14 protein-coding genes are annotated in these 23,138 nt (G+C 53.9%); 5 read left to right on the top strand and 9 right to left on the bottom strand.

From position 1 onward, the window contains the following. Positions 1-265: 265 nt before the first annotated feature. Genes glpC through glpA form a run of 3 tightly spaced genes read right to left on the bottom strand, consistent with a single transcriptional unit; the run spans position 266 to position 4,330 of the window. Positions 266-1,456 carry an anaerobic glycerol-3-phosphate dehydrogenase subunit GlpC gene (gene glpC, locus C3708_RS13960; protein ID WP_103949635.1) on the bottom strand — a complete coding sequence of 397 codons (1,191 nt, stop codon included), beginning with the start codon at positions 1,454-1,456 and terminating at the stop codon, positions 266-268. Beyond that, positions 1,453-2,712 (bottom strand): glycerol-3-phosphate dehydrogenase subunit GlpB, encoded by a 1,260-nt coding sequence (glpB, locus tag C3708_RS13955; protein WP_095282728.1) that lies wholly within the window; start codon positions 2,710-2,712, stop codon positions 1,453-1,455. Before glpB ends, glpC begins: the two co-directional genes overlap by 4 nt. Next, the gene (gene glpA / locus C3708_RS13950) at positions 2,702-4,330 is read right to left on the bottom strand and encodes an anaerobic glycerol-3-phosphate dehydrogenase subunit A (RefSeq protein ID WP_103949634.1); all 1,629 of its coding nucleotides are present in this window, start codon (positions 4,328-4,330) and stop codon (positions 2,702-2,704) included. The genes glpB and glpA overlap by 11 nt, the downstream gene beginning before the upstream one ends. 257 nt (positions 4,331-4,587) lie before the next feature. Here glpA and glpT point away from each other — a divergent pair, with 257 nt between their 5' ends. Then, the gene (gene glpT / locus C3708_RS13945; RefSeq protein ID WP_103949633.1) at positions 4,588-5,940 is read left to right on the top strand and encodes a glycerol-3-phosphate transporter; all 1,353 of its coding nucleotides are present in this window, start codon (positions 4,588-4,590) and stop codon (positions 5,938-5,940) included. Positions 5,941-6,037: 97 nt separating this feature from the next. On the opposite strand, the gene yfaE is transcribed toward glpT, so the two are convergent. From yfaE to ubiG, 4 genes are all read right to left on the bottom strand, one after another. After that, a complete protein-coding gene (gene yfaE, locus C3708_RS13940; protein WP_095282725.1) occupies positions 6,038-6,292 on the bottom strand; it encodes a class I ribonucleotide reductase maintenance protein YfaE in 255 nt (84 codons plus the stop codon). After that, on the bottom strand, positions 6,292-7,422 hold the full coding sequence (gene nrdB / locus C3708_RS13935; RefSeq protein WP_095282724.1) for a class Ia ribonucleoside-diphosphate reductase subunit beta: 1,131 nt from the start codon (positions 7,420-7,422) through the stop codon (positions 6,292-6,294). Before nrdB ends, yfaE begins: the two co-directional genes overlap by 1 nt. Before the next feature lie 118 nt (positions 7,423-7,540). After that, the gene (gene nrdA / locus C3708_RS13930; protein ID WP_103949632.1) at positions 7,541-9,826 is read right to left on the bottom strand and encodes a class 1a ribonucleoside-diphosphate reductase subunit alpha; all 2,286 of its coding nucleotides are present in this window, start codon (positions 9,824-9,826) and stop codon (positions 7,541-7,543) included. Positions 9,827-10,183: 357 nt separating this feature from the next. Beyond that, positions 10,184-10,912 carry a bifunctional 2-polyprenyl-6-hydroxyphenol methylase/3-demethylubiquinol 3-O-methyltransferase UbiG gene (gene ubiG / locus C3708_RS13925; protein ID WP_095282722.1) on the bottom strand — a complete coding sequence of 243 codons (729 nt, stop codon included), beginning with the start codon at positions 10,910-10,912 and terminating at the stop codon, positions 10,184-10,186. Positions 10,913-11,058: 146 nt separating this feature from the next. On the opposite strand from ubiG, the gene gyrA reads away from it, so the two are divergent. Both gyrA and rcsC read left to right on the top strand, forming a co-directional pair. Then, positions 11,059-13,701 carry a DNA topoisomerase (ATP-hydrolyzing) subunit A gene (gene gyrA, locus C3708_RS13920; protein WP_095282721.1) on the top strand — a complete coding sequence of 881 codons (2,643 nt, stop codon included), beginning with the start codon at positions 11,059-11,061 and terminating at the stop codon, positions 13,699-13,701. Between the two features lie 131 nt (positions 13,702-13,832). Then, positions 13,833-16,679 (top strand): two-component system sensor histidine kinase RcsC, encoded by a 2,847-nt coding sequence (gene rcsC / locus C3708_RS13915; RefSeq protein WP_103949631.1) that lies wholly within the window; start codon positions 13,833-13,835, stop codon positions 16,677-16,679. 51 nt (positions 16,680-16,730) lie between these two features. On the opposite strand, the gene rcsB is transcribed toward rcsC, so the two are convergent. Together rcsB and rcsD are read right to left on the bottom strand one after the other, a co-directional pair. After that, positions 16,731-17,381 (bottom strand): response regulator transcription factor RcsB, encoded by a 651-nt coding sequence (rcsB, locus tag C3708_RS13910; protein ID WP_015959795.1) that lies wholly within the window; start codon positions 17,379-17,381, stop codon positions 16,731-16,733. 16 nt (positions 17,382-17,397) lie between these two features. After that, the gene (rcsD, locus tag C3708_RS13905; protein ID WP_103949630.1) at positions 17,398-20,070 is read right to left on the bottom strand and encodes a phosphotransferase RcsD; all 2,673 of its coding nucleotides are present in this window, start codon (positions 20,068-20,070) and stop codon (positions 17,398-17,400) included. A gap of 742 nt (positions 20,071-20,812) precedes the next feature. On the opposite strand from rcsD, the gene C3708_RS13900 reads away from it, so the two are divergent. Further along, the gene (locus tag C3708_RS13900; protein ID WP_103949629.1) at positions 20,813-21,931 is read left to right on the top strand and encodes a porin OmpC; all 1,119 of its coding nucleotides are present in this window, start codon (positions 20,813-20,815) and stop codon (positions 21,929-21,931) included. Between the two features lie 117 nt (positions 21,932-22,048). Beyond that, positions 22,049-23,104 (top strand): FAD:protein FMN transferase ApbE, encoded by a 1,056-nt coding sequence (apbE, locus tag C3708_RS13895; protein WP_103949628.1) that lies wholly within the window; start codon positions 22,049-22,051, stop codon positions 23,102-23,104. The last annotated feature ends 34 nt before the right edge of the window (positions 23,105-23,138 follow it).

Raw genomic sequence — 23,138 nt, 5'->3', positions numbered from 1 at the left:
AGAAATCGGCGAACCGGAGGCCGGATGACAAGGGCTGGACGCCAGGGATGGCGGCCAGAGGCGAAACGAGACAGGGACGTCGAGTCGAGCCGACCGCAGGCAGCAGGCCGGGAGGTGAGCGCAGTGCGAAGCACCGATTTCATGGAGGGGCGCGGGGATTGATAAGGGGGCCGCGCAGCCCCCTTATCACGTTCACAGGTTAGAGAGTGATTATGTTCTGCTGAACATAAGGTGAACGGGAAAACCTCAGGTGTTTAACAAATTGCTACCGCAATGCCTTCGCCAGCAGCGAAATCGGATGTTCGCAGCGCTTGCTGGTGGACATCTCAATCTGCCATTTACAGGTCTCGCAGTCGGTCACCACCAGATCCGCGCCGCTCTCTTCAATCTGGCGGAACAGCGGTGCGCCGATGGCCTGCGACGTCGGGTAGTTTTCGCTCTTAAATCCGTAGGTTCCCGCAATCCCGCAGCAGCGCGAATCCAGCACCGTCAGCTCCAGCCCTGGAATCAGCCGCAGCAGCTCCAGCGTATAGATCGCCCAGCCCATTTTCTCCATATGACACGGCGTGTGATACACCACTTTTAGCGGCAACGGCTTAAGCGGCAGCGTCTGGCCGCTATCGAGCTTGCGCCAGATAAAGCGCGTCGCCAGCTCGATGTGCTCGCGCAGGCCGCTGTTATCGACATCCAGCAAATGCGGATATTCATCGCGCAGGGTAAAGGTGCAGGTAGACGAAGTGGCAAGCACCGGAATGCCTTTGTCGACAATCGCTTCGCGCAGAGAAGTCACGTTATGCCGGGCCTGTTTGCGCGCTTTGTTGGTAAAGCCGTTGGCAATCAGCGGCACGCCGCAGCACTTCTCTTTATTAAGCAGCTGCACGCCGGTGCCCATCGCATTCAGCACCGTGAGCAGATCTTTGCCCAACTGCGGGTGGTTATAGTTGACGTAACAACCGTGGAAAAACGCGGCCTGGTCGGTGTATTGCGCCTGTTCAGTGGCGACAGATTGATACCAGCGGCGGAAGGTGCCGTGGGAGTATTTTGGCAGGGTGCGATGATGGTCAATTTTAAGCGCTACGTCGAGCAATTTGCGCACGGGTTTTAACGCCGTGGCGGCGTTGACCAGCGGAGCGAACGGCGTTGAGACGCTGCCCATCAGATCCGTGTGACTCAGTATCGCATCGCGCAGGGTCGGCTTTTGTGTGCTGTACTGCGCCCGCGCGCGCTGAATGATGTCGCCGATTTTCACGTCAGACGGACAGGCAACTTCGCAGCGCTTGCAGTTGATGCAGTATTTGAGCGCTTCGTCGTACAGCGCGCCATCTTTCAGGCGCAGGCGCTCCCCGTCTGGCCCGGCCTGTTTCGGGCCAGGATAGCGAGGATTCACGCTGCTGACCGGGCAGACGGTGGTGCAAACGGTGCACTTAATGCAGCTTTCAAATCGGGTGTCGTTCATGGGTGTTCTCCCGCACGCTGGCAAATCTGTTCGGCAACCGCCAGTGCGGTGATGGCGCACACGCCGCCGCCGCAGCCCTGGGCTATCGGATCAAAACCGCCGAGTACTGAGCCAATGGCATAAAGATTATCTACCGCTACCCCGGAAAGCTGCGGGCGTAAATGATCGTCGGTGATCACGCCGAACTGTTGCCACGGCTGCGGGGTGAAGAAGTCACTCTGATACCAGTCGGCGCGGGAGGCGCTCTGGCGCACGTCGAGGCCCATCACCGCCTCACGAATACCATCACGGGTGCTGAGCAAACCGTTGCTGAAGAAACTGCCGCTCGCCAGCACCACGAAACGTGCGCGAAGCGGAATATCGTCGTGATTTCGCGTCCAGACGGCGCGGGCTTTTCCCTCCTCCAGAGACACTTTTTTAACTTCATCCCCTGCCATCCACACGCCGCCCTGCGCGACAAACTGGCGCTGGAGCTGATTATGCAGACGGATTCCGGGCACCGACGGCGGAAGCGTGGGCAACAGATGCAGCGGGCAGGGCAGTCGGTCGGAGAGCCAGCGCCACAAACGGTTATCCGTCAGTCCAAAGCAGGCGGGCAGATACAGCGCATCGACATCCGCAGCCAGCGGTTTTAAGGCATCAAACAGCATCGTCCAGTGAACGTCGTTATCCAGCAAGCGGGCGATATTCACCGCGCGAAACTCGCTGGCGTTTTCGCGCAGGACATCCAGCTCCGGCAGCTCGATTTCTACGGTGTCCGCCTCGATTCCCTGATGCCGCAGAGAAGCAGCGGCGAGGTGAGCCTGAAAATCGAGAAATCCGCTGATGCCGACCACACGAACGCGCTGAGTTTGCGCGGGTGCGACAGGCACCTCTTCCGGGCTGAGCCATGCACTGCGCAATGTACCCAGCGGTGTGACGCGCTGATGATTATTCCCGGCGTGACCCTTTAAGCGCGTGCCGCAATGGGCGAGCAACGCCTCGGTTTCCAGTGCTAGGCGGGAAATTTTGTCGATACCCACCCGACGATAAGGATGTTCAGGCGGCAGTGCCTGTGGATTTTGCAGCGCGGTGAGTGGATTCTGCACGGGGGACCCGTCGGCCATTGCGCCGAGTAAGTCCAGTGACCCGGAGGAAAAATGCAGCGCACTTTGACCGCGCGTGATGATGGCGCAGCGCTGACCATTTTGCGTCAGTTTCAGGCCACACAGCAGTCCGGCCAGACCGCCGCCGATAATCACCGTATCAAACTTCATCGTGCTGCTCCTTTTCCAGCCCGCACAGCCCCTGATAGACCCAGCGGGTAAATTCGCTTTCGCGCAGCGCGTCGCCCCAGGCGATAGGCTGCACCCCTTTCCAGCGCTCATTGAGGAACTCGCTGAGCTGCGTCAGAGATTGCGCTGACGTGGTGACATTAAACCGTTGCAACAGACCTGCCGCGCGGCAGGCGCACAGTTCGCCCTGACAGGTCCCCATGCCTACACGGGTGCGACGGCGCAGATCGAGCAGATTGTTGACCGTCAGATTTTCCACCGCGTACTGCACTTCGCCCGCCGTCACTGCCTCGCACTCACACACCAGGCTGCGGCTCAGACGGCCCTCTCCAAGCCAGACGGGCGTGCGATCGCCGTGACGATAAATGGCTGAGCCGCGCAGTGGGGCGGGCAGTGAGATGATTTTTTGCAGCGTTTTTTCGGTCGGCTCCTGTGAGCCAGGCAGCGGGCGTTCGGCGGTGGTGCAGGGCTGCGTATTGCCAAGCTTGCGGCACACCGCGTCCGTCGCCCATTGGGCCATTAAGCGGTAGGTCATCAGCTTGCCGCCGGTAATGGTAATGAACCCTTCCAGCCCGTCGCGGGCGGCGTGATCCAGCAAGACAATGCCACGGCTGACGTTACGCCCGCTTGGATCGTCATCGCTGGCGACCAGCGGACGCACACCGGAATAAGCCCGCAGAATGCGGGTTTGCGCCATGATCGGCGCCAGTTTTTCCCCTTCGCGCAGCAGGATGTCCACCTCTTCGGCGGTGACACGGTTGCTGTCGATATCCTTGTAATCAATGTGCGTCGAGGTGGTCCCAATCAGGGAAATGGTATCGCCGGGCACCAGAATGTCGGCGTCGGACGGCTTACGGCAGCGGTTGATGACGTGATTGTTGATGCGGTGATCGAGGATCAGCAGCGAGCCTTTGGCCGGGAACATGCGAATGGACAGCTCGGCATATTCGGCAATACGCTGCCCCCAGATCCCCGCGGCGTTCACTACCACACTGGCGTACAACTCGCTGTGTTCGCCGTAGAGGTGGTCGTAGACGCGTACGCCCCGCACTCTGTCGCCTTCGCGGATCAGCCCCGTCACTTCATGCGCGGTTAGAATAGTCGCGCCGTGCTCGCGGGCATCGAGCATATTAGCGGCCGCCAGACGGAAGGGGTCAACGGTGCCATCGGGAACGCGGACCGCGCCGAGCAGGGCAGGGTTCACGGCAGGTTCGATACGCCGCGCAAGTTCAGGGGCGATCGCTTCGGCGGAAATACCCGCTTCGGTGCAGGCGGTGATAAAGGTTTTCTGAAAGGCGAGATCGTCTTCGGGGAGGGTGATAAACAGGCCGCTGGTTGGCTCGATGCAGTGGCGGGCGATGCGTTTGAGGATCTGGTTTTCAGCAATGCACTCGCGCGCCGATTCGTTATCGGTGACGGCATAGCGCGCGCCGCTGTGAAGCAGGCCATGATTGCGTCCGGTGGCGCCAGTGGCAATATCGTGGCGTTCCAGCAACGTAACGCTTAATCCTCGCAGGGCGCAGTCCCGCGCCATTCCGGCACCCGTTGCGCCGCCACCAATGATAATCACATCGCTATAACGGGGATCGCGGATTGTCATTGTCTTCCCTCATGTTCGTTTTTTTACCATTTAGCCACATCAAAAATGTGGTTTGTTTGATTTCGAACACATTCGAGCATGAAACGAAATTGAAACGTGATTCCGTGCGCCTTTTTGCGCACTATGTCATATTTCTGTAACAATTCGTGCGTTGATTCACAGTAACAATCGTTGTGATTATTTAACATCGCCGCCTCTCTGGAGCTGGGGTGCTGTGATACGCCCCGGCAATTCAAAATATGGCCACGGAGGCTATTATGCTCAGTATCTTCAAACCTGCCCCGCATCGGGCGCGTCTGCCTGACGCAGAAGTTGACCCGCTCTATCGCCGCCTGCGCTGGCAAATTTTCCTCGGGATTTTCTTCGGCTATGCCGCCTACTATCTGGTGCGTAAAAACTTCGCGCTGGCGATGCCTTACCTGGTCGAACAGGGATTTTCGCGCGGTGATTTAGGCTTTGCCCTGTCGGGTATTTCCATCGCCTATGGATTTTCCAAATTCATTATGGGGTCCGTTTCGGATCGTTCGAATCCGCGCGTTTTCTTACCCGCGGGGTTGATTCTCGCCGCTGCGGTGATGCTGTTTATGGGCTTTGTGCCGTGGGCGACATCGAGCATCGCGGTGATGTTTGTTCTGCTGTTCCTCTGCGGCTGGTTCCAGGGGATGGGGTGGCCGCCGTGTGGGCGTACCATGGTTCACTGGTGGTCACAGAAAGAACGTGGCGGGATTGTGTCGGTATGGAACTGTGCGCATAACGTCGGCGGCGGTATCCCTCCGCTGCTGTTTCTGCTGGGGATGGCGTGGTTTAACGACTGGAAAGCCGCGCTGTACATGCCGGCGTTTGGCGCGATTGTCGTCGCGATGATTGCCTTTGCGCTAATGCGCGATACGCCGCAGTCCTGTGGCCTTCCGCCGATTGAAGAGTATAAAAACGACTACCCGGATGATTACAGCAAAGAGCATGAAGAAGAGCTGACGGCAAAGCAGATCTTCATGAAATACGTGTTGCCGAACAAGCTGCTGTGGTACATCGCGGTGGCGAACGTGTTTGTCTATCTCCTGCGCTACGGCATTCTCGACTGGTCTCCGACCTACCTGAAAGAGGTGAAACATTTCGCGCTGGATAAGTCATCCTGGGCTTATTTCCTGTACGAATACGCCGGGATTCCGGGCACGCTGCTGTGTGGCTGGATGTCGGACAAAGTGTTCCGGGGTAATCGCGGTGCAACGGGCGTGTTCTTTATGACGCTGGTGACCATTGCGACCATCGTTTACTGGCTCAACCCGCCGGGCAATCCGGGCGTAGATATGGCCTGTATGATCGTCATCGGCTTCCTGATTTACGGTCCGGTAATGCTGATTGGCCTGCACGCCCTTGAACTGGCACCGAAGAAAGCCGCAGGAACCGCTGCGGGCTTTACCGGGCTCTTTGGTTATCTAGGGGGATCGGTAGCGGCAAGCGCCATTGTTGGTTATACGGTCGATTTCTTCGGCTGGGACGGTGGCTTTATGGTGATGATTGGCGGCAGCATTATGGCGGTGCTGTTGTTGATTGTGGTGATGATTGGTGAGAAGCGTCATCATGCGGAGTTGATGCAGAAACGCGGATAATCAGACGCATGTATTGCCGGGTGGCGCTGCGCTTACCCGGCCTACAAAACCCGTAGGCCCGTGCAAGCGAAGCGCCGCCGGGCGTGTCTTTCAGGCATTACATCTCGATTTCGATATCGCCTTTTGCCCGGCAACAGCAGGGCAAAATTTCCCCTTCGCTGATAAACGCCAGCGGCTCCGTGAGCCAGTCGACCTGGCCTGCTACCAAACGACAGCGGCAGGAGCCACAGTAACCGGCGCGACACTGGTATTCGACCTCGACCTGGTGCGATTCGAGCGCGACCAACAGAGAAGGGTGCTCTTCGCGGCACAGAACTTCTGTGCCGGAAAGGCTTAGCGTGACGCGACTCATCAGAGCTGGAAATCGCTCAGGTCGTCAGTGTTCACTTCGGAATCAATCTGACCGACCAGGTACGAACTCACTTCCACTTCCTGCGGCGCAACCTGGACGTTATCGGACACCAGCCAGGTGTTGATCCACGGAATTGGGTTGGAACGCGTTTTGAACGGCAGATCCAGGCCCACCGCCTGCATGCGGATGTTGGTGATGTATTCCACGTACTGACACAGAATGTCTTTATTCAGACCGATCATCGAACCGTCGCGGAACAGGTAATCTGCCCACTCTTTTTCCTGCTGAGCCGCCAGCACGAACAGGTCATAGCACTCCTGTTTGCTCTCTTCAGCAATTTCTGCCATTTCCGGATCGTCAATGCCGCTGCGCAGTAGGTTCAGCATGTGCTGAGTGCCGGTCAGGTGCAGGGCTTCGTCGCGAGCGATTAGACGGATAATTTTGGCGTTACCTTCCATCAGCTTACGCTCGGCAAAGGCAAATGAGCAGGCGAAGCTGACGTAGAAACGGATCGCTTCCAGCGCGTTGACGCTCATCAGGCACAGATACAGCTGTTTTTTCAGCGCGCGCAGATTCACGGTGACGGTTTTACCGTTCACGTTGTGCGTCCCTTCGCCGAGCAGGTGCCAGTAGCTGGTCATTTCGATCAGCTCATCGTAGTAATGGGCGATGCCCTCAGCGCGTTTCTGGATCTGCTCGTTGGTGACGATATCGTCAAATACCACCGCCGGATCGTTGACGATGTTACGGATGATGTGAGTGTAAGAGCGCGAGTGGATCGTCTCAGAAAACGCCCAGGTTTCGACCCAGGTTTCCAGCTCAGGAATCGAGATCAGCGGCAGCAGCGCCACGTTCGGGCTACGACCCTGAATAGAATCCAGCAGCGTCTGGTATTTCAGGTTGCTGAGGAAGATGTGTTTTTCATGGTCAGGCAGCGCCTGGAAATCGATGCGATCGCGTGAGACATCGACTTCTTCCGGACGCCAGAAGAAGGAGAGTTGCTTTTCGATCAGCTTTTCGAAGATGTCATATTTTTGCTGATCGTAGCGTGCCACGTTGACCGACTGGCCAAAGAACATTGGCTCTTTGAGCTGATCGTTTTTCGTCTGTGAAAAGGTGGTATATGCCATTAATGTGGGTCCTGTAGGAGTGTAATGCCGGATGGCGCTTCGCTTATCCGGCCTACAACACCACGTAATTATGTAGGCCGGAGAAGGCGTTTACGCCGCCATCCGGCAAAAGGCAAAACTAGATCTTACATGCGCCGCTTTCGCAGCCATCATCCTGAATGGACGGTGCCATATCATCCTGCGCATCTTCTGCACCGTCACGGGTGTTGTGATAGTACAGGGTTTTGACGCCAAATTTGTAGGCGGTCAGCAGATCTTTGAGCAACTGCTGCATCGGCACTTTGCCAGACGGGAAGCGCGTCGGATCGTAGTTGGTGTTCGCAGAGATCGACTGGTCGATAAATTTCTGCATGATGCCCACCAGCTGCAGGTAACCGTCGTTATTCGGCATTTCCCACAGCAGTTCATAGTTGTCTTTCAGCAGTTCATAATCCGGCACGACCTGACGCAGCACGCCATCTTTCGACGCTTTAATGCTCACGTGGCCGCGCGGAGGCTCAATGCCGTTGGTGGCGTTGGAGATCTGCGAAGAGGTCTCAGACGGCATCAGTGCGGAGAGCGTGGAGTTACGCAGGCCGTGAGTTTTAATGGACTCACGTAACGCTTCCCAGTCGAGATGCAGCGGTTCGTTAACGATAGCATCCAGATCTTTCTTGTAAGTGTCGATCGGCAGAATGCCTTTCGCGTAAGTGGTTTCGTTGAACCACGGGCACGCGCCTTGCTCTTTCGCCAGCTCGTTCGAGGCTTTCATCAGGTAATACTGAATCGCTTCGAAGGTTTCGTGCGTCAGATTGTTGGCGCTGCCATCGGAGTAACGCTTGCCGTTTTTCGCCAGCCAGTAAGCGAAGTTGATAACACCAATACCCAGCGTACGGCGGCCCATTGCGCCACGTTTTGCCGCAGGAATTGGGTAATCTTGATAATCCAGCAGCGCATCCAGCGCACGAACCGCCAGCACAGCCAGTTCTTCCAGTTCGGACAGACTTTTGATTGCGCCAAGGTTGAAGGCGGACAACGTACACAGCGCGATTTCGCCGTTTTCGTCGTTAACGTCGTACAGCGGTTTGGTCGGCAGGGCGATTTCCAGGCACAGGTTGGACTGGCGCACTGGCGCGATGGCTGGATCAAACGGGCTGTGGGTGTTGCAGTGGTCGACGTTCTGGATGTAGATACGGCCAGTGGAGGCACGTTCCTGCATCATCAGAGAGAACAGGTCAACGGCTTTCACACGCTGTTTACGGATGCTGTCGTCGTTTTCGTATTGGGTGTACAGACGCTCGAACTCATCCTGATCGGCGAAGAACGCATCGTACAGGCCAGGGACGTCAGACGGGCTGAACAGGGTGATGTCCTGGCCTTTCAGCAGACGGGTGTACATCAGTTTGTTGATTTGTACGCCATAGTCCATGTGACGAACGCGGTTACCTTCGACGCCACGGTTGTTTTTCAGAACCAGCAGGCTTTCAACTTCCAGATGCCACATCGGGTAGAACAGAGTGGCCGCACCGCCGCGAACGCCGCCCTGAGAGCAGGACTTCACCGCAGTCTGGAAGTGTTTGTAGAACGGAATACAGCCGGTATGGAACGCTTCACCGCCGCGAATCGGGCTACCCAGGGCACGAATACGACCGGCGTTGATGCCGATTCCGGCACGCTGGGAGACGTATTTCACAATGGCGCTGGAGGTGGCGTTGATAGAATCCAGGCTGTCGCCGCACTCGATCAGCACGCAAGAGCTGAACTGACGAGTCGGGGTGCGCACGCCAGACATGATCGGCGTAGGCAGAGAAATTTTGAAGGTCGAAACCGCATCATAAAAACGCTTCACGTAGCTCAAACGCGTCTCACGCGGATAGCCAGAGAACAGGCATGCGGCAACCAGAATGTACAGGAACTGCGCGCTTTCGTAGATTTCGCCGGTGACGCGGTTCTGAACCAGGTATTTCCCTTCGAGCTGTTTAACCGCTGCGTAAGAGAAGTTCATATCGCGCCAGTGGTCGATAAACCCGTTCATCTGCTCGAACTCTTCTTCCGTGTAGTCTTCCAGCAGATGCGTGTCGTATTTGCCCAGTTCGACCATTTTCACCACGTGATCGTACAGCTTTGGCGGCTCAAACTGGCCGTAGGCTTTTTTACGCAGGTGGAAAATCGCCAGACGTGCCGCGAGATACTGATAATCCGGCGCTTCGCGGGAGATGAGGTCAGCCGCCGCCTTGATGATCGTTTCGTGGATGTCAGAGGTTTTGATGCCGTCGTAGAACTGAATGTGTGAACGCAGCTCAACCTGGGAGATAGATACGTTATTCAGTCCTTCTGCTGCCCAGTCGAGAACTCGATGAAGTTTATCGAGATTGATACGCTCAGTGGTACCGTCGCGCTTTGTCACCAGCAGACTCTGATTCATGTGGGTTTTTACCTGTCCGTGAATTACCGTGAAATAGAAATATCCCCCGCTTATCCACAGAATGGTCTTGTGACTAAGTCTGTGGATAAATACTACATGTAGGGGTTTTGCGATTAGAAGAACGCTATATGGTGAGTATTCTAGTATCGAATCATTTCAGTACAAGGGTTGATTTTGACGTTAAATTGAGGTTGTGAAAGGGTAAAAAAGCCTAAGTCCTCGTACTGTAAGGCCTGGACGACATGTCAATATTTAAGAAAAAAAATTCAAAATTTGATCGAGTGCTGATTTCTTCAACGAGAGGTCAAAATTGCGCAACATGATGCTGCGCAATCTTTATAAGATTATCGAATGACGTTAGTCGTTTTTTGCGGTTGTGTGCAACATATAATTAACATCTACACCCGGCGCCAGCTTGAATTTATCCGTTAACGGATTGTAATGCAGACCGGTGATGTGCTGCTCTTTGAGCCAGGTGCCATCGACCCAGCCTAACAACTCTGCTGGTTTAATGAATTTTTTCACGTCATGGGTGCCTTTTGGCACCATCCGCAGCACATATTCCGCGCCGACCACCGCCATCAGCCACGCCTTGCCGTTGCGGTTAATGGTCGAGAAGAAGACCTGTCCACCGGGTTTGACCAGCGCGGCACAGGCTTTGACAACCGACTGTGGATCAGGAACGTGTTCCAGCATTTCCATGCAGGTGACGACGTCATACTGATGCGCATGTTTCGCCGCGTGTTCTTCTACAGTCTCCTGCACATATTCCACCTGAATACCGGTTTCTAAAGCGTGCAGACGCGCCACCTGTAACGGCTCAAAACCCATATCCAGCCCGGTGACCGTTGCGCCTTCGCGCGCCATGCTTTCTGCCAGGATGCCACCACCACAGCCGACATCGAGCACTTTTTTACCGAACAGACCGCCGGAACGCTCCGCGATATAGCCCAGACGCAGCGGGTTAATACGGTGCAGAGGTTTGAACTCACCTTCGAGATCCCACCAGCGGGATGCCACCGCTTCAAATTTGGCGATCTCGTTGTGGTCAACGTTGTGAGCTACCGGGGATTTTTCGGCATTCATGGGCGCTTTTACTCCTTATTTCGCAAGAGGATCGAGTATATCAGGCTCTCCCCATGAATAAAGCATACAGGTTTACCTGTCTGAGAGCGGTTGTGTTATAATTTGCGACCTTTGAATCCGGGACACAGTAGAGGGATAGCGGTTAGATGAGCGACCTTGCGAGAGAAATTACACCGGTTAACATCGAGGAAGAGCTTAAGAGCTCCTATCTGGACTATGCGATGTCGGTCATTGTTGGCCGTGCGCTGCCAGACGTCCGAGATGGCCTGAAGCCGGTACACCGTCGCGTACTATACGCCATGAACGTATTGGGCAATGACTGGAATAAAGCCTACAAAAAATCTGCCCGTGTCGTTGGTGACGTAATCGGTAAATACCACCCTCATGGTGATACCGCCGTTTATGACACTATCGTGCGTATGGCGCAGCCTTTCTCCTTACGTTACATGCTGGTGGATGGCCAGGGTAACTTTGGTTCTGTCGATGGCGACTCCGCTGCGGCGATGCGTTATACGGAAATCCGTATGTCGAAAATCGCCCATGAGCTGATGGCCGACCTGGAAAAAGAGACGGTAGATTTCGTCGATAACTACGACGGCACCGAGCGCATCCCAGACGTCATGCCAACTAAGATCCCGAACCTGCTGGTGAACGGTTCTTCCGGTATCGCCGTGGGTATGGCGACCAACATTCCGCCGCATAACATCACGGAAGTGATCAACGGTTGTCTGGCCTTTATTGAAGATGAAGACATCAGCATTGAAGGGCTGATGGAACACATCCCTGGCCCGGACTTCCCGACTGCCGCCATCATTAATGGCCGTCGTGGTATCGAAGAAGCGTACCGTACCGGTCGCGGCAAAATTTATATTCGTGCCCGCGCGGAAGTGGAAGCTGACGCGAAGACTGGCCGCGAAACCATTATCGTCCACGAAATTCCGTATCAGGTGAACAAAGCGCGCCTGATCGAGAAAATCGCGGAGCTGGTAAAAGATAAACGCGTTGAAGGCATCAGCGCGCTGCGTGACGAGTCTGATAAAGACGGTATGCGCATCGTGATTGAAATCAAACGCGACGCCGTGGGTGAAGTGGTTCTGAACAACCTTTACTCCCAGACTCAGCTGCAGGTTTCCTTCGGTATCAACATGGTTGCTCTGCACCATGGTCAGCCGAAGATCATGAACCTGAAAGAGATTCTGAGCGCGTTCGTGCGCCACCGCCGTGAAGTGGTGACGCGCCGTACCATTTTCGAACTGCGTAAAGCGCGCGATCGTGCGCACATTCTCGAAGCACTGGCTGTTGCACTGGCGAACATTGATCCGATCATCGAACTGATCCGTCGCGCGCCAACGCCTGCAGAAGCAAAAGCGGGCCTGGTTGCACGTTCGTGGGAGCTGGGCAATGTTTCTGCAATGCTGGAACGTGCGGGCGATGACGCCGCGCGTCCTGAGTGGCTGGAACCTGAGTTCGGTGTGCGTGACGGTCAGTATTACCTGACTGAACAGCAGGCACAGGCGATTCTGGATCTGCGTCTGCAGAAACTGACTGGCCTTGAGCATGAAAAACTGCTCGACGAGTACAAAGAGTTGCTGGAGCAGATCGCTGAACTGCTGCACATCCTGGGTAGCGCAGATCGTCTGATGGAAGTGATTCGTGAAGAGCTGGAGCTGGTCCGCGATCAGTTTGGCGATGAGCGTCGCACTGAGATTACAGCGAACACCGCTGATATCAACATCGAAGATCTGATCAACCAGGAAGATGTGGTTGTAACCCTGTCTCACCAGGGCTACGTGAAGTATCAGCCTCTGACCGACTACGAAGCTCAACGTCGTGGTGGTAAAGGCAAATCTGCTGCACGTATCAAAGAAGAAGACTTTATCGACCGCCTGCTGGTGGCCAACACCCACGATACGATCCTGTGCTTCTCCAGCCGTGGTCGTCTGTACTGGATGAAGGTTTATCAGCTGCCGGAAGCGAGCCGTGGGGCACGTGGTCGTCCAATCGTCAACCTGCTGCCGCTTGAGCCGAATGAGCGTATTACTGCGATTCTGCCGGTGCGTGAGTACGCAGAAGGTGTCAACGTCTTCATGGCAACCGCCAGCGGTACCGTGAAGAAAACCGCGCTGAAAGAGTTTAGCCGTCCACGTTCTGCCGGCATCATTGCCGTCAACCTGAACGAAGGCGATGAGCTGATTGGCGTCGATCTGACATCCGGTACTGACGAGGTCATGCTGTTCTCTGCCGCCGGTAAAGTGGTGCGCTTTAAAGAGAGCGCGGTGCGCGCAATGGGTCGTACGGCGACCGGCGTGCGCGGCATCAAACTGGCGGGCGAAGACAGCGTTGTTTCCCTGATTATTCCACGTGGCGAAGGCGCAATCCTCACCGTGACGCAGAATGGTTACGGTAAACGTACGGCGGAAGGGGAATACCCAACCAAGTCTCGCGGCACGCAGGGCGTTATCTCGATCAAAGTCACCGAGCGTAACGGCTCCGTGGTCGGCGCAGTGCAGGTTGATGATTGTGACCAGATCATGATGATCACCGATGCGGGCACGCTGGTGCGTACACGCGTCTCTGAAATCAGCGTCGTCGGTCGTAATACTCAGGGCGTTATCCTCATCCGTACTGCGGAAGACGAAAACGTTGTGGGTCTGCAGCGTGTAGCTGAACCAGTGGATGACGAAGAACTCGATTCTATCGACGGAAGTGTGGCAGAAGGCGATGATGAAATCGCGCCAGAAGCTGATACCGATGCCGATGATGAAGCGGCAGATGATGCCGAAGAGTAATGTCTCCTGACAGAAAAAGGGCCGGTTTCCGGCCCTTTCTTTTTTGCAGACAAGCGAGCATTGCGGCAAGCCGCGTTTACCGCTACCTTAACCACATTCCTTTTTGACCCTGCTGGCGGAGCTTCGCCCCCTTGAAATACCTCGTCTCCTTTCGTACCACGCTTAAAGTCTCTCGCTATCTGTTTCGGGCGCTGGCGTTATTGCTTTGGTTGCTGGTCGCGCTGTTCTCGGTGTTTTATATCGTTAACGCGCTGCATCAGAAGGAGTCCGAGATCCGCCAGGAGTTTAACTTAAGCTCCGATCAGGCCCAACGCTATATTCAGCGAACGTCTGATGTGATGAAAGAGCTTAAGTACATTGCTGAAAACCGTCTGACGGCGGAAAACGGCATTCTTGCCACGCGTGGGCGGGAAGACAAATCAGAAGTTCCGGACTTTGAGCCTTTGTTCCCGGATTCAGACTGCTCGGCGATGGGCAATGCGTGGCGAGGCTCTCTTGAGTCACTGTCCTGGTTTATGCGCTACTGGCGCGATAATTTTTCTGCTGCGTACGACCTTAACCGCGTGTTCCTCATCGGCAGCGAAAATCTGTGTATGGCTGATTTCGGCCTGCGGGATATGCCCGTCGAGCGGGAAGATGCGCTGAAAAGTCTGCACGAGCGTATTCTTAAATATCGTAATGCGCCGCAGGATGAGCGCAGCAATAATATCTTCTGGATAAGCCAGGGGCCGCGTCCGGGAGTGGGGTATTTCTATGCCCTGACGCCGGTGTATCTGGCTAATCGCCTGCAGGCGCTGCTGGGCACTGAGCAGACGATCCGCATGGAGAATTTTTTCACGCCGGGCAGCTTACCGATGGGCGTGACCATTCTCGACGAAAATGGTCATAAGCTGATTTCCCTGACCGGACCGGAAGATCGTTTGAAGGTCGATCCACGCTGGATGCAGGAACGCTCCTGGTTTGGCTACACCTCAGGGTTCCGTGATTTGGTGCTGAAGAAAAGCCTGCCACCGTCCTCCCTGAGCATCGTCTATTCCGTACCGGTTGATATGGTGCTGGAACGCATTCGGATGCTGATCCTCAATTCCATCTTACTGAATGTGCTGGTGGGGATTGCGTTGTTTACGCTGGCGCGGATGTATGAGCGTAAGATTTTCATTCCGGCGGAAAATGACGCCCAGCGACTGGAAGAGCACGAACAGTTTAACCGCAAAATTGTGGCCTCCGCGCCTGTCGGTATCTGTATCCTGCGTACTCAGGACGGGACAAATATCCTCAGTAATGAGCTGGCGCATAACTATCTGAACATGCTGACGCATGAGGACAGGCAGCGGCTAACGCAGATTATCTGCGGTCAGCAGGTGAATTTTGTCGATGTGTTAACCAGCAATCACACTAATCTGCAAATCAGTTTTGTACATTCCCGCTATCGCAACGAAAACGTGGCGATTTGCGTACTGGTGGATGTCTCCTCGCGCGTGAAAATGGAAGAGTCGTTGCAGGAGATGGCGCAGGCGGCGGAGCAGGCCAGCCAGTCGAAGTCGATGTTCCTTGCGACCGTTAGCCATGAATTGCGTACACCGCTTTACGGTATTATCGGCAACCTCGATCTGCTGCAAACCAAAGAGTTACCGAAGGGCGTTGAGCGCCTGGTGACCGCGATGAATAACTCATCAAGCCTGTTGTTGAAAATCATTAGCGACATTCTCGACTTCTCTAAAATTGAATCTGAGCAGCTGAAAATCGAGCCGAGCGAATTTTCTCCGCGTGAGGTTATGAACCACATCAGCGCCAACTATATGCCGCTGGTGGTGCGTAAACAGCTCGGCCTTTACTGCTTTATCGAGCCTGATGTGCCGGTAACGCTGCTTGGCGACCCGATGCGCCTGCAGCAAGTTATTTCGAACCTGCTCAGTAACGCCATCAAATTTACCGATGTGGGTTGTATCATACTGCACGTTTCCCGCGCCGGAGATTATCTGAGCATTCGTGTCCGTGATACGGGAACGGGTATCCCGGCAAAAGAGGTGGTAAAACTGTTCGATCCATTCTTCCAGGTGGGGACCGGCGTTCAGCGTAACTTCCAGGGAACGGGGCTGGGGCTGGCGATTTGCGAGCAGTTGATCAGCATGATGGACGGCGATATTTCTGTGGATACCGAACCGGGCATGGGCAGTCAGTTCACGATTCGTATTCCGCTCTACTCGGCAAAATATCCAGTGAAAGCACCAGCGGAAGGCTTGAGCGGCAAAACCTGCTGGCTGGCAGTCCATAACGCTTCGCTGTATGCCTTCCTGGAATCAATGCTGACGAACAGGGGTCTTCGCGTTGTGCGCTACGAAGGGCAAAGCACGGATGCAGACGATACATTGATTACGGATGTGGACGTTGACCCATCGTGGCAGGGCAGAGCCGCCATCATCTTCTGTCGCCGTCATATTGGTATTCCGCAAGAGCGTGTGCCGGGAGAGTGGACGCATAGCGTCGCAACGCCGCATGAGCTGATGCACCTGCTGGCGCATATTTATCGCGTGGAAGTGGACGAGCACGACGGCGTTAACGCGCTACCGTCGCCGGACTCAACGGTGGCAATGAATGACGATATGATGATTCTGGTCGTGGACGATCACCCAATCAACCGCCGTCTGCTTGCCGATCAGCTCGGATCGCTGGGATATCAATGTCTGACGGCCAATGACGGTGTGGACGCCCTCAATGTCCTGAGCAAAAATCACATCGATATTGTGCTTAGCGACGTGAATATGCCGAATATGGACGGCTATCGTCTGACGCAGCGTATTCGTCAGTTGGGCTTGACGCTGCCGGTTGTCGGCGTGACGGCGAATGCGCTGGCGGAAGAGAAACAGCGCTGTCTGGAGTCGGGCATGGACAGCTGCCTGTCGAAACCGGTGACGCTGGATGTGATTAAACAGACGCTGACGGTGTATGCCGATCGCGTCAGGAAATCCAGGGTATAAAAAAACCCGGTAAGCGCGAGCGCTGCCGGGTTTTTTATGAGAGGCGCAGAATCAGTCTTTATCAACCGCGCTCAGCGTAACCGAAGAGAGATAGTTCAGCAGGGCGATATCGTTTTCCACACCCAGCTTCATCATGGCCGATTTCTTCTGGCTACTGATGGTTTTAATACTGCGGTTCAGCTTCTTGGCGATCTCCGTCACCAGGAAACCTTCGGCGAACAGGCGCAGCACTTCACTCTCTTTCGGCGACAGACGTTTGTCACCGTATCCACCGGCGCTAATTTTCTCGAGCAGACGAGAGACGCTTTCCGGCGTGAATTTCTTACCTTTCTGCAGCGCAGCCAGCGCTTTTGGCAAATCGGTTGGCGCGCCTTGCTTCAGGACAATCCCTTCAATATCGAGTTCCAGCACGGCGCTTAAAATCGCCGGGTTGTTGTTCATCGTCAGAACGATGATCGAAATGCTCGGGAAGTGGCGCTTAATGTATTTGATAAGCGTAATCCCATCACCGTATTTGTCTCCAGGCATGGAGAGATCGGTAATGAGAACATGTGCATCAAGTTTCGGGAGGTTATTGATAAGTGCTGTAGAGTCTTCAAATTCACCGACAACATTCACCCACTCGATCTGTTCAAGTGATTTGCGAATACCGAACAGTACAATCGGGTGGTCATCGGCAATAATTACGTTCATATTGTTCATGTATAAGGCTACCTTGCTACAGCAAGCTTTTGACGTAGGCGTCAATGTCGCTGATGTATTTTTCTGTGCCAGAAGCATCCTTCTCGCGAATAAGATGTTCCAGCGTTTCACATAACTGCTTGCCCGGAACCAGATTAAGCATGGCAAACACCCCTTTAAGCCGGTGTGCTGTCTGCGCCAGCGCAGCGAAATCCTTCGCCGCGGACTCAGTATACAACCGCTTAACATCATCTGGTACTGTATCTACAAAGAGCGAATAATATCCACTGGCATGGAGTTCGGCATTTTCATCACCACCCAACGGGGACTCCAGGATCTCTTCTTGTGCCAGTTGCTCCTCTATTAGTTGTAGTACAGCCTCCTGCATAGCATTGCTCATATTAAAGTTGACGCGCATCTGGCCAGGGCCGATTTTTCGCACGCCTGACTCATCATCGCTTAAAAGCAAGCCCGAGGCAGTAAGATTAGACGGATTATCAGTTAAAAACAGATCATATTCTTGACTCGTGAGCCTTTCATCCGGCGTTATGCAGGACGCGCCCCAGTTTTCCAGCTGGCGTACCACGATGTTGCGGATCTCACTCGAGGTCACATCCACCATGATAACTACATCATCCAGCAGTCGTTCTTCATCTTCTTCCTGCGGAGTGGCGGCCATTTTGACGTGCAGTGAATAGCGTGTGCCAAGCGACTCGCGGGCTTTAATGTTCAGATGACCGCCAAGTTTGCGCGCCAGTTGATCGCACAGCCAGAAGGTGAGGGCGTTGGCTTTGCCGTAACTGTCGCTCTGGGTATCGTTCAGGAACGGGAAGTGCAGGTTGTCGACTTCGCTCAGCGTAACGCCTTCGCCGGTGTCCAGAATGCGGAACGTCAGACGATCGTCGGCGGATTCGTCAGTGCTCACTTCCAGCGTAATTTTACCGATTTGCGTGGTGGTGACGGCATATTGGATAAGCATCAGCACAATGCGGCGCAGCGCATCACGATCGCCGTGGCGCTTATCGTTGGCAGGCAGGTTGTTGTTAATCAGCAGCTGCAGCCCTTTGCGCTTGATAACCGGCAGGACTTCAGGCACCACTTCGTTAATCAGATCCTGAATGGAAAACAGGGTGGCGTTGCCTTTCCAGGTGTCATTTTCCAGCATATTGGCCAGCTGGATTTCATCTACCAGGTGTACCAGCGCATCCGCCTGGCTGGCGAGCTGATGGTTTTCCGGGGTGCTGACCATCGCCGCCTGGCTGGCAAGCTCTTTCAATGGGCGTTTAAACGCGTCGCTGATGTTTTGCATAAACGCCGCGCGGCCCTGCTGGTTTTTCTCGTACAACCGCTGGGCCTGCTTCAGCTTTTTGTTCACCAGAACTTCACGGTCCTGGTCGCGAATGATAAAGATCTGCGTGCGAGAAGCGACCTGACTGCGGAACTGACGGATTTCGTACAATTCATTATTTATGGTGGCCTGAATCACCCCCTGATGCTGATCGGCCATCGCAGTGATGTTCTGTAAATTCAGGTGCGGCAGCAGGTGATCGGCAATCTTGTTGCTCATGATTGTACGATTGGCTTCCTGGTCATGCACCAGCAGTCCGAGGGGCAGAATGGAGACGATCTCTTCATTCAGCGCTCGCAGAACACGTAATTCATTGTTTGAGCCGGATGACGAAACGCTTTCGCTTTGACGTCCAGGCTGGAAGCGGAAGGTGCTGTAGCCAAACAATGCCAGCGCCAGCAGACCAATATTCAACAGCAGCGGCAACAGAATGTTTTGCAGAGTATCGAGCAGCAGCGTGCCAAACGGGACTTGCCAGACCAGGCGCATCCCTGTCGAATTAAGCGGCGAGGCGATTTCAATTTTCGAGCCATTAAAGGTGATGGATGCGCTCTCGGTGCTCTCTTTTTTATCCGGTGGCGTACGCAGATTTTGCGCGGAGTTGTCGGGTTCCAGACGGAAGCTGTCCAGCTGCATATCAGGAGGAATCAGATCGTTAATCGGTAAATCGAACGCGACGACGGTGGCGAGATGCCCCGGCTGATTAAAAGTGGTACGCAGCGTAAAGTAATGCCCGTTTTGCCACGCCAGACGGCGCAGGGAAGAGAAGCTTTCGCGCTCATCCAGGGCGTTGGCCTGCTGGAGCATCTCCGCACGGCGAGAATCGACAATCGACCCAATAGTGGACTCTTTAAACCCGGAAGAGAGATCTTTAAGAGGCAGCGTGGAAATCAGGATCATGCTGTTATCCTGACCGTTCAAATAGTACATCGACCAGGGCACGGTTTCTGCGCCCCACAGGGTATCGAGATAGGTCGAGATCCGCTGCGTCATCTCAAGCGTTGCGCTATCGTGCGAGCCAAATATCAGCGCTTCGGTCTTACGGCGCGTTTTTTCAAGGTAGTAAACGTCCTGTTTCAGGCGCGTTTCCTGCAAACCTTCCCCTGATGATGCTCCCGGTGCGGCAGCGATGTTGTCGTAAATCTGCCAGGTAGCATAGCGCCAGGTATCAATACGCTTATGCACCGCGTGGGTGATGTCAACAATCTGGTAGCTTCTGTCCTTCAGCCAGGTATTGACCGCGCTTTGAACCATAACGCCCATCGTCACCAACAGCACAATGATCAAGAGAAGAAAGAAGCGGGTGATGCTCCCAGGAAGGAGGGAGAACTTACCTGGCGCTGAGGTTTCAGACTGACTCATTGATATGTTTAACCCGATTTGGCCGCACGTAAAGGGGGATAGGGCAGTATAAAGGGTAATACCTGAATTTCCAGCATCGTAGCCCGAGCCGGAGGGACTTTTTGTACATTGAATTGCGCGTGGCTGAGTGATTCAGAAAGTGTACAAGAGTGATAGAACTGTACAAATATTTGGCAAGATGCTCGAAAAATAGCACTAATTAACAAGAAATTAAAGATTGTTAAATTTCAGGAAAGAATCAGAAAGGCAATTAATGATTAATTAATAGTCGTTATAATTTCAGTGCGGTAGCACAAATCAATTCATTTTACGTAAAGAAGAGTAAAAAAAAACCGAATGCAGTGCACTCGGTTGAATTAGGGATAAACAGACATTCAAAGCTGAATGACGGTAATAAATAAAGTTAATGATGATAGCGGGAGTTATTTTAGTGATTTGGATGGATTTTGTTTTGACAATCAGTGCGGTAATGTATTCTTTCGCTAAGTCTTTGGTATTACATGGATTAAATGGGTTGTTGCTTTAAAGTGCTATATTTTTTAGCTATTCGTGCTAATGAAAAGTTCCCTCTTATTTACAAAATGAAACATGTTCGTAGATAAATGAAACATCTTCAAAGTTTTAGTATCATAATCTTATTGGATTATTCTGTATTTTTGCGGAGAATGAAGTTGCCGACTGGTTAAGAGGGTTAATCAGTAAGCAGTGGTAATAATAAGGCATATAACAGAGGGTTAATAAAATGAAAGTTAAAGTACTGTCCCTCCTGGTACCAGCTCTGCTGGTAACAGGCGCAGCAAATGCGGCTGAAATTTATAACAAAGACGGCAACAAATTAGATCTGTTCGGTAAAGTCGACGGCCTGCACTATTTCTCCGACGACAAAGGTAACGACGGCGATCAGACCTACATGCGTATCGGCTTCAAAGGCGAAACTCAGGTTAACGATCAACTGACCGGTTACGGCCAGTGGGAATATCAGGTTCAGGGCAACACCACCGAAAGCGACAACCAGTCCTGGACGCGTGTTGCGTTCGCGGGTCTGAAATTCGCTGATGCGGGTTCTTTCGATTACGGTCGTAACTACGGCGTGATCTATGACGTGACCTCCTGGACTGACGTTCTGCCAGAATTTGGCGGCGACACCTATGGTTCTGACAACTTCCTGCAATCCCGTGCTAACGGCGTAGCAACTTACCGTAACCAGGACTTCTTCGGTCTGGTTGATGGTCTGAACTTCGCTCTGCAGTATCAGGGTAAAAACGGCAGCGCAAGCGGTGAAAACGACACCGGTCGCAGCACGCTGAAACAGAATGGTGACGGTTACGGTGGATCCCTGACTTACAACCTGGGCGAAGGCTTCAGCATCGGTGGTGCAGCGTCTTCCTCTAAACGTACTGCTGACCAGAATGGCGCGGTTGTGTATGGTCAGGGTGACCGCGCGGATGTTTACAGCGGTGGTCTGAAATACGATGCCAACAACATCTACCTGGCAGCGCAGTATTCTCAGACTTACAACGCAACGCGTTTCGGTAACTCTCAGAACAACAGCACTGTTTACGGCTTCGCGAACAAAGCGCAGAACTTCGAAGTGGTTGCTCAGTACCAGTTCGACTTCGGTCTGCGTCCATCCGTGGCTTACCTGCAGTCTAAAGGTAAGGACGTAAGCAACAGCACCACCAACTTCGGCGATCAGGATCTGCTGAAATATGTTGATGTTGGCGCGACTTACTACTTCAACAAAAACATGTCCACCTACGTGGATTACAAAATCAACCTGCTGGATGAAAACACCTTCACCAAACAGGCTGGTATCGGTACTGATGATATCGTCGCTCTGGGTCTGGTTTACCAGTTCTAAGACACGCTCAGTAACACAAAAGGGGCCAAATGGCCCCTTTTTCTCTTCTCTTTTTGCGGTCTTACCTGCGTCATGTTTTGGTATACTCTTGCCGCCCAGGCATGAGGATAATAACCAATGGACATGACTTTTTGGCGCGCCGGACTTCTGGCGAGCGTTTTATTACTGGCGGCATGCGACTCTTCCACCTCTGCGGTAAAAACCGAAACCCCTGCGGCCACCGTGCTCGAAGGGAAGACCATGGGGACGTTCTGGCGTGTCAGCATTATCAATGTTGATACCAAACGCGCGGACGAACTGCGCGATAAAATTCAGTCACAGCTCGACGCTGACGATCAACTGCTCTCTACGTATAAAAATGACTCAGCGCTGATGCGCTTTAACCTGTCGAACAGCACTTCCCTGTGGCCGGTAAGCGAAGCGATGGCCGATATCGTCACCGAGTCTCTGCACATTGGCTATAAAACCAATGGCGCAATGGATATTACCGTCGGGCCGTTGGTCAATCTGTGGGGTTTTGGCCCAACAAAACAACCTGAACATGTGCCCGATCAGGCACAAATCGACGAAGCCCGCGCGCGTACCGGTTTGCAGCATCTGACGGTGATCAATCAATACGGGCAGCAGTACCTGCAAAAAGACATTCCCGATCTGTTTGTTGACCTGTCGACAGTCGGAGAAGGCTACGCTGCGGATCATCTGGCTACGCTAATGGCGCAGGAAGGTATCTCACGCTATCTGGTCTCGGTGGGCGGTGCGCTGGTGAGTAGGGGCCTGAACGCCAGCGATAAGCCCTGGCGTGTAGCGATCCAAAAACCGACCGATACCCAAAATGCGGTCCAGGCGGTGGTGGACATTAACGGCCACGGTATCAGCACGTCTGGCAGCTACCGCAACTATTACGAGCTGGATGGAAAGCGAGTTTCGCACGTTATCGATCCAAATACCGGTCGTCCGATCGAACACAATCTGGTTTCCGTCACCGTCATCGCGCCAACTGCGCTGGAGGCCGATACCTGGGATACGGGGCTGATGGTCCTCGGCCCGGAGAAAGCCAAACAGGTGGTGCGACAAGAAGGGCTGGCGGTGTATATGATAACCAAAGAGGGCGAGAGTTTTAAAACCTGGATGTCGCCACAGTTCCAGGGCTTCCTCGTCAGCGAACAAAATTAAAAAGCAAGGTTGCGGGTTTTTGTTCAGTGGCGCT

The sequence above is a fragment of the Lelliottia sp. 7254-16 genome (assembly GCF_002922995.1).
Classification (GTDB): Bacteria; Pseudomonadota; Gammaproteobacteria; order Enterobacterales; family Enterobacteriaceae; genus Enterobacter; species Enterobacter jeotgali.
The sequence above is the reverse complement of the archived record's forward strand: the minus strand, read 5'-3'. Positions and strand labels throughout refer to the sequence as shown.

What these genes read in the sequence shown, in the direction of transcription:
- glpC (WP_103949635.1), bottom strand. Translation starts at nt 1,456, where the DNA reads ATGAACGACACCCGATTTGAAAGCTGCATTAAGTGCACCGTTTGCACC.
- glpB (WP_095282728.1), bottom strand. Translation starts at nt 2,712, where the DNA reads ATGAAGTTTGATACGGTGATTATCGGCGGCGGTCTGGCCGGACTGCTG.
- glpA (WP_103949634.1), bottom strand. Translation starts at nt 4,330, where the DNA reads ATGACAATCCGCGATCCCCGTTATAGCGATGTGATTATCATTGGTGGC.
- glpT (WP_103949633.1), top strand. Translation starts at nt 4,588, where the DNA reads ATGCTCAGTATCTTCAAACCTGCCCCGCATCGGGCGCGTCTGCCTGAC.
- yfaE (WP_095282725.1), bottom strand. Translation starts at nt 6,292, where the DNA reads ATGAGTCGCGTCACGCTAAGCCTTTCCGGCACAGAAGTTCTGTGCCGC.
- nrdB (WP_095282724.1), bottom strand. Translation starts at nt 7,422, where the DNA reads ATGGCATATACCACCTTTTCACAGACGAAAAACGATCAGCTCAAAGAG.
- nrdA (WP_103949632.1), bottom strand. Translation starts at nt 9,826, where the DNA reads ATGAATCAGAGTCTGCTGGTGACAAAGCGCGACGGTACCACTGAGCGT.
- ubiG (WP_095282722.1), bottom strand. Translation starts at nt 10,912, where the DNA reads ATGAATGCCGAAAAATCCCCGGTAGCTCACAACGTTGACCACAACGAG.
- gyrA (WP_095282721.1), top strand. Translation starts at nt 11,059, where the DNA reads ATGAGCGACCTTGCGAGAGAAATTACACCGGTTAACATCGAGGAAGAG.
- rcsB (WP_015959795.1), bottom strand. Translation starts at nt 17,381, where the DNA reads ATGAACAATATGAACGTAATTATTGCCGATGACCACCCGATTGTACTG.
- rcsD (WP_103949630.1), bottom strand. Translation starts at nt 20,070, where the DNA reads ATGAGTCAGTCTGAAACCTCAGCGCCAGGTAAGTTCTCCCTCCTTCCT.
- C3708_RS13900 (WP_103949629.1), top strand. Translation starts at nt 20,813, where the DNA reads ATGAAAGTTAAAGTACTGTCCCTCCTGGTACCAGCTCTGCTGGTAACA.
- apbE (WP_103949628.1), top strand. Translation starts at nt 22,049, where the DNA reads ATGGACATGACTTTTTGGCGCGCCGGACTTCTGGCGAGCGTTTTATTA.